A 16,602-nucleotide genomic window follows, 5' to 3' on the forward strand; every position below is an offset into this window, starting at 1 on the left:
GACCGGCCTCCCAGCCGTTTAAGAGCAAGTTTCGCGCTTTGCGGGAGCAGAAGCGGAACATGCTATCGGATGGTATTTTCCAGCCACGTGCTGCTGATATGGGTAAAATCGAGCGGCGGATCGACTCTGGTTATCAACTCGAGGACGCGCGGCGGCGTGAGCGGCAGCCTGCACACGCTGCGGCCGGTGGCATTCGCCACGGCGCATGCAACCGCGGCTGCGACATTGAGGATCGGCACTTCACCCGCACCCTTGGTGCCGAGCGGGCCGATCGAAGGCGCACCCTCGTAAAGATCGATCGTCACAGGCACGACGTCCTGGGCCAATGGCAGTCGGTAGGTTTCGAAGCCGGACTGGGCAATGCGTCCCAATGCGTCGATCGTCACTTCCTCATGGAGCGCGTAGCCCAGCCCCTGCACCACGCCACCCTGGACCTGGCCATGGATCGCCCGCGGATTGAGAGCCCGACCGACATCCTGCACCACCTGATAGGAGAGCACGTCGACATGCCCAGTCTCCGGATCGACCGCCACTTCGCAATCGTGGACGGCAAAGACGGGAATGTCGATCGCATCGATGAAATGTGCCATGGCGCAGCCCGCCATGGCTTGGACGCCCGGCTTGGTGAAGGCGCCGGATCCCGCGACCGGTCCGGACAATTGCTGCACGCGCTCGACGACCTTGGCGATCGTCGTGCCCGCCCCCTTGCGTCCAATGATTTCGACGCGGCTGTTGGCAAGCACCAGCTTTTCGCGCGGCGTCTGCAGCATTTCACTGGCGACCGGCAGGATCCTGTTACGGATTTCCTCGCAGGCTTTCAGACTGGCCGCCCCGATCGAGACCGTCGTCCGCCCGCCGCCGACGCCGAGATCCAGCCCGGCTGCATCCGTATCCGCCGCCTTGACTACCACATCGTCCGGGCGAATGCCGAGTTCGGCCGCGACAATCTGTGGTAGCGACTGGACCATGGTGCCCGAGCCTATCTCGACGCCGGTGGTGACGAGCGTCGCACTGCCATCGGCATTGAGGTGGACGGTGGCCGAGGATGGGCCGACGAAAATGAACCATGTGCCGACAGTCGTTGCCCGGCCATAGAGCCGGTCGGCGGCGAGCGGCGCTTTCGAGGGCAGGCTCGCCTTCAACGCTTCCATCCGCTCCACCATCGGACGCAGGACCTCGCCTTCGAACACCTGGCCGGTGGCGCCGATATCGCCATCGCCGAGAACGTTACGCCGCCTGAATTCGAGCGGATCCATGCCGATCGCGTCACAGATCTCATCGGTATGACGTTCCAGTGCGAATGTATTGTAGACGCCGTTGCAGGCGCGAAAGGCCCCGTTCGGGGCGGTATTGGTGTAAACGGCGCGGCTGTTGAGGCGCACCGAGCCGAGCTTGTAATTGCCGCCCAGCGTATGGGCCGTCATTGTCGTGAGGAATATCTGCTCGCCACCAAAGGCGCCGCAATCCATCAGCACAGTCGCCTCGCGCCCGACGATCTCGCCCTCCTTGGTTACGGCGGAACGGATGCGGATTTCGGCATTCTCGCGGCAAAGGCAGGTGATCGTCTCCTCATAGCGGGAATTGATCAGGGCGACGCGCCGACCGGTCTTCTTCGCGAGCAGCGCCGCCATGGGCTCGATGGTGCAATCGAATTTGAGCCCGAAAGCGCCGCCGACGGGAGGAACCGTCACCCGCACCTGCGACGAGGGCACGCCGAGAACCTCGGCCGTCACCTTGCGCACGGTCCAAGGCACCTGCGTGGAAGCGATGATGTGAAACCGGCCATCCTCGAAAGTGGCGACCGCGGCGCGCGGCTCGAAGGGCACATGGCTCTGTCGTCCGACGGTGAAGCAGCTCTCGACAATGGTGACGTCGGGCCGCGCAAAGGCGGCATCGGTATCGCCACGGACGACCTTGGCCTCCCAGGCGACATTGCCTGCCCGCGCTACGCCATCCAGCTGCACTTCATAGGACTTCCAGTCGGGATGAACCAGCGGCGCGCCGGCCGCCAGCGCCTCCGCCATCGTCAATATTGGTGCGAGTGGCTCGATTTCCACCTCAATGACCGCGGTTGCCGCGCGCGCCTGCTCAACCGTGTCAGCGGCGACAGCCGCGATAGGCTCGCCGAAATACCGGATGACGTCACGGGCAAAAAGCGGATGGTCGATCACGCCGATACCGTGCCGGCCGGGAGCGTCTTCGGCCGTAATTACAGCCCGCACGCCTGGCATGTTCTTCGCCTTCGAAGCATCGATGCGCAGGATGCGTGCGGAGGCGATCTCCGATCTCAGGATCGCCGCTTGCAGCGTGCCAGGTCCGGCCTGATCGATGGCGTAGCGTGTCCGGCCGCTCAATTTGTCGTGCGCATCGCGCCGGGCGAGGTTCATCACCGCACCCATGGGAGGAATTGTCAGGTTCATTCCGGACGCTCCTTGTGCTTCGTCGCCACAAGCGCCGCATCGATGATCCGTTCGTAGCCGGTGCAGCGGCAGATATTGCCCGAAAGCGCCGCCTTGATTGCCGCGCGGTCCGCGTCGGGATTTTGCTCGAGAAATGAAGTCAACGTCATCACCATGCCCGGAAAGCACATGCCGCATTGAACAGCGTCGAGGTCCTCAAAAGCCTGCTGAATGGGGTTGAGCGCGCCATCAACGGCAAGGCTCTCGATCGTCGCCACGTTCCGGCCGGCCGCAAGTCCGACAGGGCAAAGACAGGAAACCGTCGGCCTCCCGTCCACATGCACCATGCAGGCACCGCAGAAGCCTTCGCCGCAAACCGGCTTGGTACCGGTCAGCAGCAGATCAGCGCGCAGTACATCGACAAGCGGCGTCATCGGATCGCCCTGGTAGCTATGCGCCTCGCCATTGACGTTCAGCAGGATGGCCATCAGTCGCTCTCCTGCCGGCAAAGGTCTTCGAAGGCGCGGCGCACCAGCACCGGCAGAACCTGGACGCGGTACCAGCCCGGCGCCTCGATGCCGTCGCGGCCTGAAAATTCCTTCGGCATCTCCTCCGCCCTGGCGCCGATGTCCGAAGGCGTCAGTGCCCTGCCCTCGACCAAGGCTTCGAGCCCATGCCAACGGCGCGCCGTCACCTCGACCGAGCCGACGGCGATGCGCACGCCATGGAAAGAGCCGTTGGAATGGCGGTCCGCCTTCACCGAGACGATGACGACCGGATAGTCACCGGCTTTGCGCAATGGCAGGCGGGCATGCGCCGAGCGGTATTTGCCGCGCGGTACATGCACCCGTGCGACCAGTCCCGGCCCGAGCGTCGTCCGCAGGTGGAGAAATTCCTCCATGCTCATCGACAAGGTGCCGATCACCGAGCGGTATTCGATCTTCGCGTCGAGACAGAGCAGCGCCGGCACGAGGTCGGCTGCGGCAAAACCTGCGGCACAGAGATTGCCGCCCACAGTGGCGACCGATCGGATAGCCGGATTGGCCGACCGGCGCGCGGCATCGGTCAATCCTCCGAATTCGCCGGTTGCCGCGAGAGCGGCCGCGAGTTGGGCATGGGTGACGCAGGCACCGATCGAGAGGAGATCGGGCGCGATCCTGAACTCGCCGAGCTCGGCTATCCCGGAAATCGATATTACGGCTCTCGGCAAATATTCACCCCGCAATGGCGCGCGCATTACCCACGTCGCCCCGGCCAGCAGCTTTGCGCCGCCGGCATGGGCGGATAGCGCCGATACCGCTTGATCCACGCTTGTCGCGGATATGAATTCTCTTGTCGTCATCCGGGATATCCCATTTGCAATCGCCGATTTTGCTCCGGTGGCATTTCGATCCGGGTCGAAATGCCACGACGCGCTTGGGAGAAGGCGTCGTGGCGGGGCGCTCACTTCCAGTGCGAAACCGTCCGCTTTTCGTGCATTTCACGGAATTGGCGGGTGGTCTCGGGAAGCTCTGCGCCATTGCCCCAATCGAGGATGACGGCATAGTGCCTGATGACGTCGAGCACATCGATCTTGCCGGACTTGTACATTTCCGAGACTATCGCCGGATCGGTGGCCGTCCGGGCTCGGCGCTCGGCGCGGAGGGAAGCTCGTTCGCGCTCCGTCGCCTCGATATCGATCGCATATTCGGCGAGGTCCGCATCGGCCACCGTGAGCACTACGCCGTAGTCCTTGCGGGCGCGGTCGACAGAGACATAGTCGTTTTCTACGTCCTCCCGCACCATTTCAGGATCACGGTCCAGGGGATCGCCGAAGCCGCCCCCGCCCGCCGTGGGTCGCGAAAAAATGTCGCCCGTGCGGAGCGGCACGTCCGAGAACACCGAGCCGAGCCATTCGTCCCGTTCCTCGCCGGCGCGGCGGATCGTCAATCCATGCGGCATGGATGGCAGGCCACCATTGGTGCCCCAGACCACTGCCCGCTCACGGTCGCAGATATAGGAAATGACCGACTTCTCCGCTTCGAGCAGGATGGAGGTCTTCTCGACGCCGACGCCGCCGCGAAATTTGCCCGGCCCCGCCGAGTCCTGCTTGATTTCGAAACGCGTGGTCAGGACCGGGTTGACCCGTTCCTGTCCCTCGACCGGCTGCGCCATCAGGCCCGTGCCGAAGCACGCGGTCGTGGCGTTGCATCCGTCCAGGCCGTTGCGGCCGCCCCAACCGCCGGGAAGCCAGTCATAGAACATGAAGATCGGCTTTTCGGCATGCCGCAGGTCATGCCCGCCGGTGAGCAGATATTCAAGGTTGAACGAGCAGGAGATCGCCCGCTCCGGAATGATTTTCGACCACATTTCGAAGATCGAATTCATGATCTTCTCGAACGGCATCAGGAAGCCGGTAACCGCGACCGGCCACTGAGCACTGACGATGCTGTTTTCCGGACTGACGATCTCGAAAATGCGATAGAAGCCGCTGTTGAGCGGAAGATCCGGGAAGAACGTCTTCATGCCGGCAGCGACCGCCGAGAACGTGGCGCCGGGCGCCGAATTGTAGATCGATCCGATGGTCGCGTGGCTGCCGCTGAAATCGTAATAGACCTTGTCGCCCTTGATCGTCATCTTGATGTGGATCGGGATCATGCCCTCGCCCGCGGCCGGATCGCGGTCGATATAGTCGACGGTCTCCCAGGTTCCATCCGGCAGGGCGGCGATACGCTGGCGCATGGCGCGCTCGACATAGTCCTGAACGGCGGCCATGCCTGATGTAACCGTCTTGCGGCCATATTTCTTGACCAGCCGCAGCAGGTCGCGTTCCGCCACATGCGTGGCCTGCGCCTGGGCGTGAATATCGCCGATGATGGAGCGCGGATCGCGGGTATTGGCTGCGATCAGATTGGCGACATCGCTGCAGAAGCGGCCGCCGTTGAAGAGGCGCACCGGCGTGATGCGCAACGCCTCGCGGAACATGTCCTTTGCCGAGACATCGAAGGAGCCCGGAACGCTGCCGCCGAGATCCGACCAATGGCCGTTCGACTGGCTGAAACCGATCAACTCGTCCTCGTCGAAGATAGGTCGGATCAGACGGACGTCGCTGAAATGGGTGCCGCCCGCATAGGGATCGTTGATGGCATAGACGTCGCCGGGCAGCATGTCGCCCTCGAATGCGCGGATCACCTCCTTGCAGGTGAAATGCAGGGTTCCGACATGCACCGCGATGTCCTGCGTACCCTGGGCCACCGAATTGCCCTCAGCATCATGCAGGCCGTTCGAAAAATCGCGATTGTAGATCACGAAGGAATAGCAGGTTCTCAGCATCTGTTCGGCCATCTGGTCGACCGAGGTGATGAAGGAATTCTTGAGCACCTCGAAGGTGACGGGATCGAGCCCGTCCAATTTATCACCGTTGTTCATCGCGGATCTCCCTAGAGGTGAATGAGGATGTTGAGGTATTTGTCCACCACCGCAGTGGTGTTCGGCGGCACGACGACGGTCGAGTCGAACTGTTCGACGATCGCAGGTCCCGCGACCTTGAAGCCCGCCGGCAGATCGTTCCGTTCGAAAATCGGAGTGTCGTGCGGCTCGCCTTCGAACCAAACCGCGCGGCGGGACCTCGGTGCCGGCTTTTCCATCCTGGGCTTGTGTTCGGAGAGTTGGGCCTTAGGCACCGTGCCGATCGCCTTGAGCGCGACACGGAAGAGGCTGACGGGCGCATCGTCGCGGCGGAAGTTATATTCGCGCTCATGCTCGCGGTGAAAGCTTTCGACGAACACATTGATGTCGACGACGGGACTCGGCGCCGATACAGCGAGCGAACGCCACTGGCCCTGATACATCATTTCGACGCTGCGCTGCATCACGATGTCTGTATGGGCCACGCCCTCATGCACCAGCCGCTCCAGGGCTTCCTTTTCCAGCCGTAGGAAAGCCGCCTCGATATCTTCCGGCTTCGTCGCGGCCGCATCGGCCATGAAGCTGTCGGAGAAATCGTGCTGGATATCGACCAGCAGGCAACCGAGTGCCGATGTCACGCCGGGATTGGGCGGCACGATGACCACCGGAATGGCAAGCTCCAGGGCAATCGCGGCGCCATGCAATGCCCCCGCGCCCCCAAAGGCGACCAGTGCGAAATCGCGCGGGTCATAGCCACGGCTGATCGAGATGAGGCGGACGGCATTGGCCATATTGGCATTGGCGACCTGGATGATCGATTCCGCTGCAGTATAAACACCGATGCCGAAAGGCTCCGCGACGCCGGTGCGAACGGCCTGTTGCGCAAGTTCGGAACGCAGGGTCAGCTTGCCGCCTGCGAGGCTGGTCCCGAGCCGGCCGAGCACGACATTGGCGTCGGTATTGGTCGGCACGACATTGCCCTTGCCGTAGCAGGCCGGCCCCGGCTGGGAGCCGGCAGACTGCGGACCATTGCGGAGCGATCCCGCCTCGTCGAGCCAGGCGAGCGAGCCGCCGCCGGCGCCGATGGTCAGGACTTCGATGCTTGGAAAGCGGATCGGATAGCCGAACTCGATATACCAGTCCTTGCTGATCCGGGATTCCCCTTCATAGGCCATCGACACATCAGTCGACGTGCCGCCCATGTCGAGGCCGATGGAATTGGGATAACCACAGAGCGTCGCTATGTAACGGCTGGCAATCGCGCCGGCAGCGATGCCGGAGCCCGCCAGGCGCGCGGCAAAATCCTGCACGCTCTTCGGCGTCATCACGCCGCCGCCGGTGTGGAGCAGCAAGAGGTCACGCTTGTAACCCTTGCTGCGCAGGTTGTCGCCGAGCCGTGTGGTGTAGTCGACAACGACGGGACTCAAGACGGCATTGGCGACCGTTGTCGAAAAGCGCTCATGCTCGAAGATTTCCGGCATGACTTCGGACGAAATCGAGACCGGCAGGCCGGGGATCTCCTCGCGCAGGATGGCGCGCATGCGCCTCTCGTTCTCGCCGTTGACGAAGGCGTTCATGAAGCAGACCGATACCGCCTTTACACCGCGCTTTCTGATGATGCGCGCGATGCGCCGCGCGCCTTCTTCATCGAGAGGCGTCAGCACCTTGCCGGCCGCATCGACGCGCTCGGCGACCGTGAGGCGGTCCTTGCGGGACACGTAAGGTTTGGCGACGTCTTTGTAGGCATCCCAGAGATCCTGCTTGTTGGCACGGCGGATTTCGATCACGTCGCGGAAGCCTTCTGTGCAGACCATGACGGTACGCGGCAGGCGGCGCGTGATCAATGCATTGGTGGCGACGGTCGTGCCATGGGAGAACATCGAGACCTGCGAGAGATCGACCTTTGCGTGCTCCACGCCCGACATGATCCCGTCGATCGGATCCGGTGTCGAGGATGTCTTCTCGATCCGGATTTCACCTGTCGTTTCGTCGAGTATGCAGATGTCGGTAAATGTACCGCCGACATCGACCGCAACCCGGATATTTTCCATTTTGTTTTCCTTTCAATGAACAAGCGGCGGCCGTCGCTGACGCAACCTGTGCCGCTTGCATGCAGAAGTTCGATTTTGGCAGGGGACCGCCAGACGGCGGTTAGCTAGGTTTCACGTTCAGCAGAAGGCGTTCTGCCGATATTGGAGCCGCGCTTCACTCGGCGAGCGGCCGAAATAAGCGCGATAGTGCTTGGAAAACTGCGACTGGTCGGAGAACCCCCAACTATAGGCGATGTCCGAAATCGTCAGCTGCGAGCTCTTCTTGCGCAATTCCTCATCGCACATCAGAAGCCGCTGCTCGCGGATCCATTCGCAGATCGACCGGCCGCTATCGGTAAACAGCCGCTGCAGATATCTCAGGGAGATCCCGCAGGAATCGGCGATGTCCTGGGGCAGGAGTTCCTGCTTGTGAAGCTGGTTGCGGATGAATTGCTCGGCCCTGAAAAGATGCGCCGACCGAACGGAACTCAGATTGCTGCTGAGCACGCGCTCGTCGCCCTGGATCGCCATGCACAGCAAATCGACTAGATGCTGGCCGACCACTTCATGCGCGGTCTCATCCATCTCGTTCAAACGGCGGGCGCTTGTCCGCACCGCATCGACAAAATAGGCGCCGACGCCCTTGGTGGCATCGAAGGAAAGCGCCGTAAGCCGTTCCGGCGGCCCGACACGGGCCCGCAGCGTCGAGCTCGGCACTTTCAGGACCCATACCGCATTCGGGCCTGGATGACTGAACTCGTAAGGGGCATCCCCGCGTTCGAGCACGAAGCCGCCGGGTGCGCAGGAGACCTCGCGACCATCCTGGGCAAAGTTGATGCTGGCAATGTCCGGGATGGTGACCAGGAAGCTCTTTTCGCGTTCGGTGACAATCTGGCGCTCGTGGCGCTTATAGAGGATCGCCTCGCATTTGATCCTGGACAGCGACAAATTCCCCATCGACCAGCATTGCAGATCGCCGGCAAACTTATCCTCGTCCCGATATTTGAGGTCGAGCGGGAAATAAGTATTCGAGATAATATCCTGCCAGTAACTCCCGCGAGCCAGCGGATTGGAATTGGTTGTCGAAAAAAGCACTGCCTCATCCTCCTGTGCGAAGGCGGCGGCCGGCTTTGCCGGTCTCACCAATATTTGTTCCCATTCTTTGTTGCCTGACGATAACATGAATTTGCCGGGAGTCTTGTCGCTAGGCGCATTAAATCTCGGCGATCTCGGCATATCGACGGCCATTTGCGGCACGGGAGCGGCGATCGGAACAGATCTGCCATACCGAAAATTGCAGATTCCGCGATACACCTCCCGCTGATATGTAAAACCTCGCGCACGCACGTATCTATTCATAAACCGGATAGTATAGGCGGCTAACCGAGGTCGCCGGCCCATGCCGCTGTGCGCATTGGAACCAGAGTTTGTTCGCGCAGCAATGATGTATTTGTCGAGCTCTCTGCTACGTTAGCAGGCGTGCACATGGCGATGAAGGTACAAATACCTCAACCGCACTTTGACGTGCGAATGCCAGGGAAGGCATTTTTATGCTTTCCGAACGCTCAGTGAAATTGATGCACATAAATATAATTCAAAATAAAAGAGGTGGAACACATGAAACGCACAAGTATGAAGAAGGTGATGCTGTCAGGTCTCCTGGCGCTTCTCCACCCTACTCTGTCCCAGGCCGCGGATATCTGGCCGTTCGACGTGATGGATGTCGTCTCCGGCAAGACCGTTCCCTATCAGGGCCTCGATAAGACGTCGAAGAAATGGCACATCTGTGTACTGTTCCCTCACATGAAGGACAGCTACTGGGTGGGTGTCGACTACGGCATCGCCGACCAGGCCAAGAAGCTCGGCATCAAGGCGACGATTTTCCAGGCGGGCGGTTACACCGAAGCTGCCAAGCAGGTGGCGCAGTATAATGATTGCGTGGCGCTTGGGGTCGACGCGATCGTCATCGGCGCGATTTCCGAAGCCGGACTTGCCAAGAGCATGGCGGAAGGCAAGGCCAAGGGCATCGTTCAGGTCGGCGTGATCAATCCCTTGCAGGGCGATGTGGCGGACGCCAAGATCTACGCCAATTACGATGTCGCAGCCGAGGCGGGCTCGAAGTTCCTGGCCGAAAAATTCAAGGGCAATGCGGACCATGTCAAGCTGCTGCATTTCCCCGGACCGCAGGGATCCGGCTGGGCGGAAGCCTCGACCGAGGGTGTCAAGCGTGGCATAGAAGGCTCGAAGATCGACCTGCTCGACGCGAAATACGGCGATACCGGTAAGAGCATCCAGCTGCAACTGGTCGAGGATGCGCTGCAGGCCTATGACGATATCAGCATTATCTACGGCACTGCGGTCACCGCGGAAGTCGCCAAGCAGGCGCTGCAGGAAGCCGGCGTCGACCGGGACATCACGGTCGCCTCCTACTATTCCAATGAAGGCATCGTCGATCTCGTGAAGAAAGGCGACGTCACGGCGACCGTTACCGAATCGCCGGTCATGGAGGCCCGCATCGCCGTGGATCTCGCCGTCCGCATCCTTGAAAAGCAGGAGCACTACAAGCATCTCAACCCGGCAATGAGCATTGTGACCCAGGACAATATCGATAGTATGGATTTGACCCGTTCCTTCGCACCCGCCGATTGGAAACCGGTCTATTCGGTCGATTGATGGTTATGTTGATAAAGACGGACAATAAGTGCGATACGGGCCTTGAGCGGCCCGTATCGTCCGGCCCCATCCTCTCGATGCGGGCAATCGTCAAACGGTTCGGTGTCTTCGCGGCCCTGTCGGGCGTCGATTTCGACCTCGAAGCCGGCGAGGTCCATGTCCTGTTCGGCGAAAACGGCGCCGGAAAATCAACGCTCATCCAGATCATGGCGGGAGTGCTGCAGGCCGATGAAGGCGAGTACCGGCTGCTCTCCCAAACGATCGCGAACGCCACGCCGGCCAGGATGCAGCATGCCGGCATTTCCGCGGTGTTTCAGGAATTCAGCCTGATCCCCGAAATGACCGTTACCGAAAATCTCTTCCTCGGACGCGAATTGATGCGTTTTGGCCGGCTGGACAAGGCCGCCATGCGCAAGGCAACCGTCGCCATCCTGGCCAAGCTCGGCTTTCTGCTCGATCCGGACGCCAGGATCGTCTCGCTTCGGCGCGCCCATAAGCAGATGGTCGAGATCGCCAAAGCATTGCTGCACGATGCCAAGGTGATGATTTTCGACGAACCGACGGCCTCGCTCGCCGATCAGGAGGCAGCGGCCCTGTTCGACCTGATCGAGACGTTGCGACACCAAGGTCTCGGGATCATCTACATTACGCACCGCATGGCGGAAATCGACCGGCTTGCCGACCGCGTCACCGTGCTGCGCGACGGCTATAAGATCTGCACGCTCGCGCGGGCGGAGATCAGCCATCCGACGCTCGTCAAATCGATGACTGGGCGAAGTTTCGAAACCTTTTATCCGAAGATCAGCCGGACCCCATCCTCGACAGCCGTCGATGTGAAAGGCCTCAGCGCCGCCAATGGCCTGGTGGACCGGGTCGATTTCCAGATCCGCCGCGGCGAAGTTCTCGGGATTGCCGGACTCGCCGGCTGCGGCAAATCAGAGCTGATAAGAGCAATCTATGGCCTGGAAAAGATCACTGATGGCACGATCTGGCTCGACGCCCGGTCGGTGGAAAACCCGACGCCGAGCGCCATGCTCGGCCGTAAGCTGTGCTATTTCCCATCCGATCGTGCCACCGAAGGGCTCTCCATGCGCCAGAGCCTCGGTTGGAACGCGACGATCGCGGCCCTTGATGACGACGCCTTTTCGCAAGGCAGGCTCTGGATCCGGCATCGCGCCGAACGAGATTTCGCCCAGCGCATGATCGCACGTCTCAACATCAAGACGCGCGGCGTGCACGTGCCCGTCGAGGGCATGTCCGGCGGCAACAAGCAGAAGGTCCTGCTGTCGCGCGGGCTGTCGCGCGAACTCGACATCTATCTCTTCGACGAGCCGACAGTGGGCGTCGACGTCCAGGCCAAGGTCGAAATCTACAATTTCATCAAGGAATTGACGGAAGCCGGCAAGGCTGTCGTCGTCTGTTCCTCCGACATGGCCGAAATCATCCATATCTCGCACCGCCTTCTGGTGATGCGGAACGGCAGGATCGTGGCGGAAATGGAAGGCGAGGATATTTCGGAAGAAGCGCTGGTCTCATCCTTCTTCGATCGCCCGAGCGACCAGAGCCGAGCCCTTCAAGCCCAAAGTGCCGGGAAGGAATGATGCCATGGAGACCTTAGCGCAAAACCGGATTTTCAAGGGCATCGCGGCCAGGCCTCCGGTCCTTCCAGTTCTTCTTGCGGCAACCTGCCTGCTGTTCGCCGTGATCGAACCCAAATTCCTGCGGTTCGAGAACATCATGAACATCCTGCGCAACACTTCCTATCTCTCCGTGATCGCGGCGGGCCAGATGCTGGTGATCGTGGTCGGCGGCTTCGACATATCCGTGGGTGCCGTCATCGCGCTCACCAGCGTCACCAGCACCTTGTCCATGGTCTATGTCTTGGAGGTCATGCCGGACTTCGCCATCACAGCCATCGTACTCGGCTGCCTTGCCGGCATGCTGATTGCGGGCCTGATCGGGCTGGCGAACGGCGTCTGCGTTGCGATCCTGCGCGCGCCTCCGTTCATCGTCACCATCGGCACGATGTCGATCGCAATTGGTCTCGCCGAATATCTGTCGGGCGGCACACCGCTTTACGGGCTCCCGGAAATTTTCACCGACACGATTGGCCGTGGTCGCACTCACGGCGTACCAATTGTCGTGCTGATCGCTGCGGTCATCGTGGCGATGCTCGGCTATGTCCTCACCTCGACCAGAACGGGGCGATGCTTCTATGCCGTCGGTGGCAATGAGCGCGGCGCGCATTTCTCCGGTGTAAACGTGCCGCTCCATGTCATCCTCGCCTACGGACTGAGCAGCCTTCTGGCCTCCGCGACGGGGCTGCTTCTGACCTCACGGGTCGGCTCCGGCGAGGCGACGCTTGGAAGCTCGATGATGCTCGACAGTATTGCCGCCGCCATCCTGGCGGGCGTTTCTCTCAAGGGCGGCTCCGGACGCCTGTCAATGGTGGTCCTGGGCGCGTTGTTTCTATCGGTGATTGCCAACGGAATGAATCTGATCCGCATCGACAGCCGCTATCAGGTGATCCTCGTCGGCACGATCGTCATTGCAGCGGCTGCACTCGACAATTTCAAACGTCTGCGGGGCGCAAATCCATGAAAACGGCTTATATCATCCCATGGGGCTCCATCCGTACCCTCGGCATGCCCATAGTGATCCTGGCACTGTTTGCGTTGTTTGCGCTGCTGCAACCCGCCATGGCATCCCTCGCCAACCTGGAGAACCTGCTCAAGCAGACATCGCTTCTCTTCATGCTGGCTGCAGCCCAACTCCTGGTGCTGATCTGCCGTGGGTTCGATCTTTCGGTCGGGGCCAATGTCTCTGTCGTCTCGGTTATTTCCTGCATGGTGATGGTAGCGATGCCGCCGGACCATGCGGGGGTCTCGATCGCGAGCGCTGTGCTGGTGGCGCTCGCAATCGGCTGCGCGATCGGCGCTGTGAACGGCCTTCTGATCGCCTATTTCGAAATCAATCCCTTTGTCGTCACGCTCGGGACCATGAGCATCGTCACCGGTCTGGCAACGACAGTCTCAAACGGCTTTCCGGTGTTCGGCGTCCCCAAGGCGTTCACATATGTGTTCAATCAGTCTCGGCCTGTGGGTCTGCCGGCGCCGCTGGTTGCGGCGATCGTGCTTGCTGTGCTCTTGCACCTGCTGCTGACAAGGACGACGTTCGGCCGGATACTCTATTTGATCGGCGACAATGCTCGAGCAGCCATGGTTGCCGGAAGGAATGTCAAGCTGCACCTGTTCCTCGCCTATTCGGGGTGCGGCGCAATTGCGGCGCTGGCTGGGCTGATGATGACTGCCGGGACGGGATCCGGTGAGCCGAATCTCGGAACGAGCCTCGTGCTGAACAGCATCGCAGCCGCCGTCGTTGGCGGGGCCTCGCTGCGCGGCGGGGTCGGATCCGTGCAGGCCCCGATCCTTGGTGCCTTGCTTGTGACGATCGTGTCCGTGGGAATGAATCTCGCGCAGATAGACGGGTCGCTGCAATCCGTCATCATCGGTTTCATCGTCATTATAGCAGCCTTTGCAGGAACGATTGGCGACAAGCTGCGCCGTTAGCTGCCTGATCCATGATTTGACGGAGTGTCGCCTCTCCGGCTGGCGGGGGCTTGTGGTGTCAAGTTAAATTCGCCGGGAACGCTTCGGCTTGTATGGCGCCCCGCGGCGCACGAGCCCTGGCGGTTCTCGCAAAAGAGAGGCTTGGTATGAGCGAAACGTCTTTGGTGCTGGATCCGCTACTGACGGCGGAAGAGTGGAAGAAGAGCGGCCGCGACGTTGCGATCGCGACCGTGATCGAAACCTGGGGTTCGGCGCCGCGCCCGGTCGGCAGCCACCTTGTAATCGACAAATGATGCGGCACGCCCAGAACCTCGAAACGGTCAACACCTACGAGGGCACGCACGATGTTCACGCGCTGATCCTGGGCCGTGCGCAGACGGGCATGCAGGCGTTCTTTTGATGGGGAAGACCGGTTCTGCGCTTGAGAAGCAGGCACAGGATTTTCGGGCAGCTACATCGCCTTGATGGGACTCGAACCGCAGACCGGTGAATTAGTTGGTTTTCAAACCGCTGCGGGAAGAGGATCGGTGCCTTCACTGAGGATCGCGAGATACCGTCTATAGCTGAAAACGCGACCACGCTTGCGGCCGGTCACCTCCTCAACTATGCCGAACCGCTCCAGATCGGTGAGTGCCGCATTGACGGTAGGGGCCGATAGGCCCGTCTTTTGAACAAGCTGATTTGCCGTCAGGAACGGATTTTGCTGAAAAAGATCATGGATGCGAAGCGCTGAACCGGCTCGGTCGCTTTCAGTTGTGATGCGCTCGCGGTCTTCCTTGAACACCTCGACGATCCGGGTGGCGGCGTCAAACGCCTGGTTGGCGGTGTCGGCGACGCCGGTGAGGAAGAAGTCGAGCCAAGCTTCCCAACTGCCGTGTTCGCGGACCTCCTGGAGCAGTCGATAGTATTCCGTCCGATGGGTCTTCAGGTAAAGACTTAGATACAGTAGCGGCTTACGCAGAATCCCATTCATGCAAAGGTAGAGCGTGACTAGCAAGCGGCCGATACGACCGTTGCCATCCAGGAATGGATGGATCGTTTCGAACTGGACGTGCAGAAGGCCGGCCTTGATTAGTGCAGGCAGCCGCGACCGATCTTCATGCATGAAACGTTCGAGCGCATCCAAGCAGGTGTCCATCTCCGTGACAGGCGGCGGCACGAAGAGTGCATTGCCAGGTCGCGTCCCCCCGATCCAATTCTGCGAGCGCCGGAATTCGCCGGGATTCTTGGTACCGCCGCGCCCACTTTGCAGCAATCGCGCGTGCATTTCACGGATCAGGCGTAGGGACATTGGCAGAGCTTCCAGTCGCTCCAGACCATACATCATGGCATCGACGTAGTTCGAAACTTCGCGGATATCATCGATAGGTTGTCCCGCCTGCGCTTCCGTCTCAAAACGCAGAAGATCGGAGAGCGTCGACTGTGTTCCTTCGATCTGCGAGGAAAGAACAGCTTCCTTCCTGACATACATGTAAAGAAAGAGCTCCTGACGAGGGAGCAGCATCGTGATACCATCTAGCCGTCCGAGAGCTCGCTCCGCCAAGCTAAGACGCTCCAGGAGTGAAAGCACGTCAATGGCAGGCATAGGCGGCAATGGCGGAGGTACGAATGCCCGCACGGTTTCGCCGGCAACGGCTGTTTCGACAAAGCGGCCGAACCGGTGATTTAGCTCGGAATCAGACATGGGCTGATTATGATTTTCAGCTGCTATTTAAGCAAGGGGGCCTTCGCTTAAATAACGAAGCAGCTAAGGTAAGCGCTCTTAAATAAGCGTACGCCCCAGTCGAGCGCCTTGAAAGGATCCGACCCGCAGACCTGATCATCGGTTCGAGTTGGATAACCGATATTTATGGAACTTGGCTACTTCTTTGCCAAAGCAACGCGATTGCGTTGCGCGTCGCGAACGACGTTTTCCGAGAAACCTTCTCGAAGAGCCTCCTCGACGAATTCGCGCACCAAAAGGCCTGCGGCTTGGTGGGCACAACTGACAGCGATCGTTTGCCTGATAATCAGGAACGGCTCCATTAAAATACGAAAACCTTTATGCTCGCTGACAAAGCGCTCAAGTGCCCGCCTTATGCCTGCAGAAGCCTCATGATTGCCGTTCACAAAAGGTCGAGAGATTCCGCTGGTGTCGAAGCATGAACGATTTTGGCATGAGCGAGACGCCGGGACAAATAGAGGTCATAGGCAGCGTTTCGGGTGACGCATTTCACTCCCTCCGCGTCGGCGTCCTGAATGGGCCGATACGGTGTTCCCTCTCGAACCACAAGCGTGCCCTCGATCAGCGCATAGGCAGGTGAAAACGGCAGCCTGTCTTCGCGCGCCGGGTCGGCTGCCAGGAAGGCAATGTCCCACTCGTCCTGATCGACCCGGTCCAGGATACTGGCTGCCGAAACCCGAAGCTTTGCGGGAGGAGGTGCATCGCTTCGATAGGTCTGATCATACACAGACCATGGACAGTGCCAATGTCTCATGCTGCACTGCAGCTATGCAAGAAATACAAGTCGGAAAGGCTTGCGCACAGAACATGGGTCCAACCGA

At 60.5% G+C, this 16,602-nt stretch carries 13 protein-coding genes and 1 pseudogene; 5 read left to right on the top strand and 9 right to left on the bottom strand.

Annotated elements, in window-relative coordinates:
• Window positions 1-62: 62 nt before the first annotated feature.
• The 6 genes from ACSQ2W_RS19850 to ACSQ2W_RS19875 all read right to left on the bottom strand — a co-directional run bounded on the left by ACSQ2W_RS19850 (window position 63) and on the right by ACSQ2W_RS19875 (window position 8,911).
• Window positions 63-2,420, bottom strand: coding sequence for a xanthine dehydrogenase family protein molybdopterin-binding subunit (locus ACSQ2W_RS19850; protein WP_436087972.1), 2,358 nt, complete (start codon window positions 2,418-2,420; stop codon window positions 63-65).
• A complete protein-coding gene (locus tag ACSQ2W_RS19855; protein ID WP_436087973.1) occupies window positions 2,417-2,887 on the bottom strand; it encodes a (2Fe-2S)-binding protein in 471 nt (156 codons plus the stop codon). The genes ACSQ2W_RS19850 and ACSQ2W_RS19855 overlap by 4 nt, the downstream gene beginning before the upstream one ends.
• Window positions 2,887-3,741, bottom strand: a complete 855-nt coding sequence (locus tag ACSQ2W_RS19860; protein WP_436087974.1) for an FAD binding domain-containing protein — start codon at window positions 3,739-3,741, stop codon at window positions 2,887-2,889. The genes ACSQ2W_RS19855 and ACSQ2W_RS19860 overlap by 1 nt, the downstream gene beginning before the upstream one ends.
• A 101-nt stretch (window positions 3,742-3,842) precedes the next feature.
• Complete coding sequence (locus ACSQ2W_RS19865; RefSeq protein WP_436087975.1) at window positions 3,843-5,807, bottom strand: hydantoinase B/oxoprolinase family protein; 1,965 nt, start codon at window positions 5,805-5,807, stop codon at window positions 3,843-3,845.
• An 11-nt stretch (window positions 5,808-5,818) separates the two neighbouring features.
• Window positions 5,819-7,837: a hydantoinase/oxoprolinase family protein gene (locus ACSQ2W_RS19870; protein WP_436087976.1), complete on the bottom strand. Its 2,019-nt coding sequence runs from the start codon at window positions 7,835-7,837 to the stop codon at window positions 5,819-5,821.
• Between the two features lie 117 nt (window positions 7,838-7,954).
• Window positions 7,955-8,911 carry a helix-turn-helix domain-containing protein gene (locus tag ACSQ2W_RS19875; protein WP_436087977.1) on the bottom strand — a complete coding sequence of 319 codons (957 nt, stop codon included), beginning with the start codon at window positions 8,909-8,911 and terminating at the stop codon, window positions 7,955-7,957.
• A 522-nt stretch (window positions 8,912-9,433) separates the two neighbouring features.
• On the opposite strand from ACSQ2W_RS19875, the gene torT reads away from it, so the two are divergent.
• The 5 genes and pseudogenes from torT to ACSQ2W_RS19900 all read left to right on the top strand — a co-directional run.
• The gene (gene torT / locus ACSQ2W_RS19880) at window positions 9,434-10,489 is read left to right on the top strand and encodes a TMAO reductase system periplasmic protein TorT (protein WP_436087978.1); all 1,056 of its coding nucleotides are present in this window, start codon (window positions 9,434-9,436) and stop codon (window positions 10,487-10,489) included.
• Window positions 10,489-12,090 carry a sugar ABC transporter ATP-binding protein gene (locus ACSQ2W_RS19885; protein ID WP_436087979.1) on the top strand — a complete coding sequence of 534 codons (1,602 nt, stop codon included), beginning with the start codon at window positions 10,489-10,491 and terminating at the stop codon, window positions 12,088-12,090. The genes torT and ACSQ2W_RS19885 overlap by 1 nt, the downstream gene beginning before the upstream one ends.
• Before the next feature lie 4 nt (window positions 12,091-12,094).
• Window positions 12,095-13,090: an ABC transporter permease gene (locus ACSQ2W_RS19890; protein ID WP_436087980.1), complete on the top strand. Its 996-nt coding sequence runs from the start codon at window positions 12,095-12,097 to the stop codon at window positions 13,088-13,090.
• Entirely contained in the window at window positions 13,087-14,058 is a 972-nt protein-coding gene (locus ACSQ2W_RS19895) for an ABC transporter permease (protein WP_436087981.1), read from the top strand. The genes ACSQ2W_RS19890 and ACSQ2W_RS19895 overlap by 4 nt, the downstream gene beginning before the upstream one ends.
• 146 nt (window positions 14,059-14,204) lie before the next feature.
• Window positions 14,205-14,345 (top strand): annotated as a pseudogene (locus ACSQ2W_RS19900) (XdhC family protein); the annotation flags it as partial.
• 215 nt (window positions 14,346-14,560) lie between these two features.
• Here ACSQ2W_RS19900 and ACSQ2W_RS19905 read toward each other — a convergent pair.
• The 3 genes from ACSQ2W_RS19905 to ACSQ2W_RS19915 form a co-directional block, all read right to left on the bottom strand.
• The gene (locus ACSQ2W_RS19905) at window positions 14,561-15,742 is read right to left on the bottom strand and encodes a Fic family protein (protein WP_436087982.1); all 1,182 of its coding nucleotides are present in this window, start codon (window positions 15,740-15,742) and stop codon (window positions 14,561-14,563) included.
• 176 nt (window positions 15,743-15,918) lie between these two features.
• Entirely contained in the window at window positions 15,919-16,167 is a 249-nt protein-coding gene (locus ACSQ2W_RS19910) for a hypothetical protein (RefSeq protein WP_436087983.1), read from the bottom strand.
• Entirely contained in the window at window positions 16,164-16,535 is a 372-nt protein-coding gene (locus ACSQ2W_RS19915; RefSeq protein ID WP_436087984.1) for a hypothetical protein, read from the bottom strand. Before ACSQ2W_RS19915 ends, ACSQ2W_RS19910 begins: the two co-directional genes overlap by 4 nt.
• Window positions 16,536-16,602 lie beyond the last annotated feature (67 nt).

Source organism: Pararhizobium sp. LjRoot255, assembly GCF_964252905.1.
In the GTDB taxonomy this organism is placed as follows: domain Bacteria; phylum Pseudomonadota; class Alphaproteobacteria; order Rhizobiales; family Rhizobiaceae; genus Pararhizobium.

Coding starts and splice junctions, on each gene's coding strand:
- ACSQ2W_RS19850 (WP_436087972.1), bottom strand. CDS start 2,420: ATGAACCTGACAATTCCTCCCATGGGTGCGGTGATGAACCTCGCCCGG.
- ACSQ2W_RS19885 (WP_436087979.1), top strand. CDS start 10,489: ATGGTTATGTTGATAAAGACGGACAATAAGTGCGATACGGGCCTTGAG.
- ACSQ2W_RS19855 (WP_436087973.1), bottom strand. CDS start 2,887: ATGGCCATCCTGCTGAACGTCAATGGCGAGGCGCATAGCTACCAGGGC.
- ACSQ2W_RS19870 (WP_436087976.1), bottom strand. CDS start 7,837: ATGGAAAATATCCGGGTTGCGGTCGATGTCGGCGGTACATTTACCGAC.
- torT (WP_436087978.1), top strand. CDS start 9,434: ATGAAACGCACAAGTATGAAGAAGGTGATGCTGTCAGGTCTCCTGGCG.
- ACSQ2W_RS19905 (WP_436087982.1), bottom strand. CDS start 15,742: ATGTCTGATTCCGAGCTAAATCACCGGTTCGGCCGCTTTGTCGAAACA.
- ACSQ2W_RS19895 (WP_436087981.1), top strand. CDS start 13,087: ATGAAAACGGCTTATATCATCCCATGGGGCTCCATCCGTACCCTCGGC.
- ACSQ2W_RS19860 (WP_436087974.1), bottom strand. CDS start 3,741: ATGACGACAAGAGAATTCATATCCGCGACAAGCGTGGATCAAGCGGTA.
- ACSQ2W_RS19915 (WP_436087984.1), bottom strand. CDS start 16,535: ATGAGACATTGGCACTGTCCATGGTCTGTGTATGATCAGACCTATCGA.
- ACSQ2W_RS19865 (WP_436087975.1), bottom strand. CDS start 5,807: ATGAACAACGGTGATAAATTGGACGGGCTCGATCCCGTCACCTTCGAG.
- ACSQ2W_RS19890 (WP_436087980.1), top strand. CDS start 12,095: ATGGAGACCTTAGCGCAAAACCGGATTTTCAAGGGCATCGCGGCCAGG.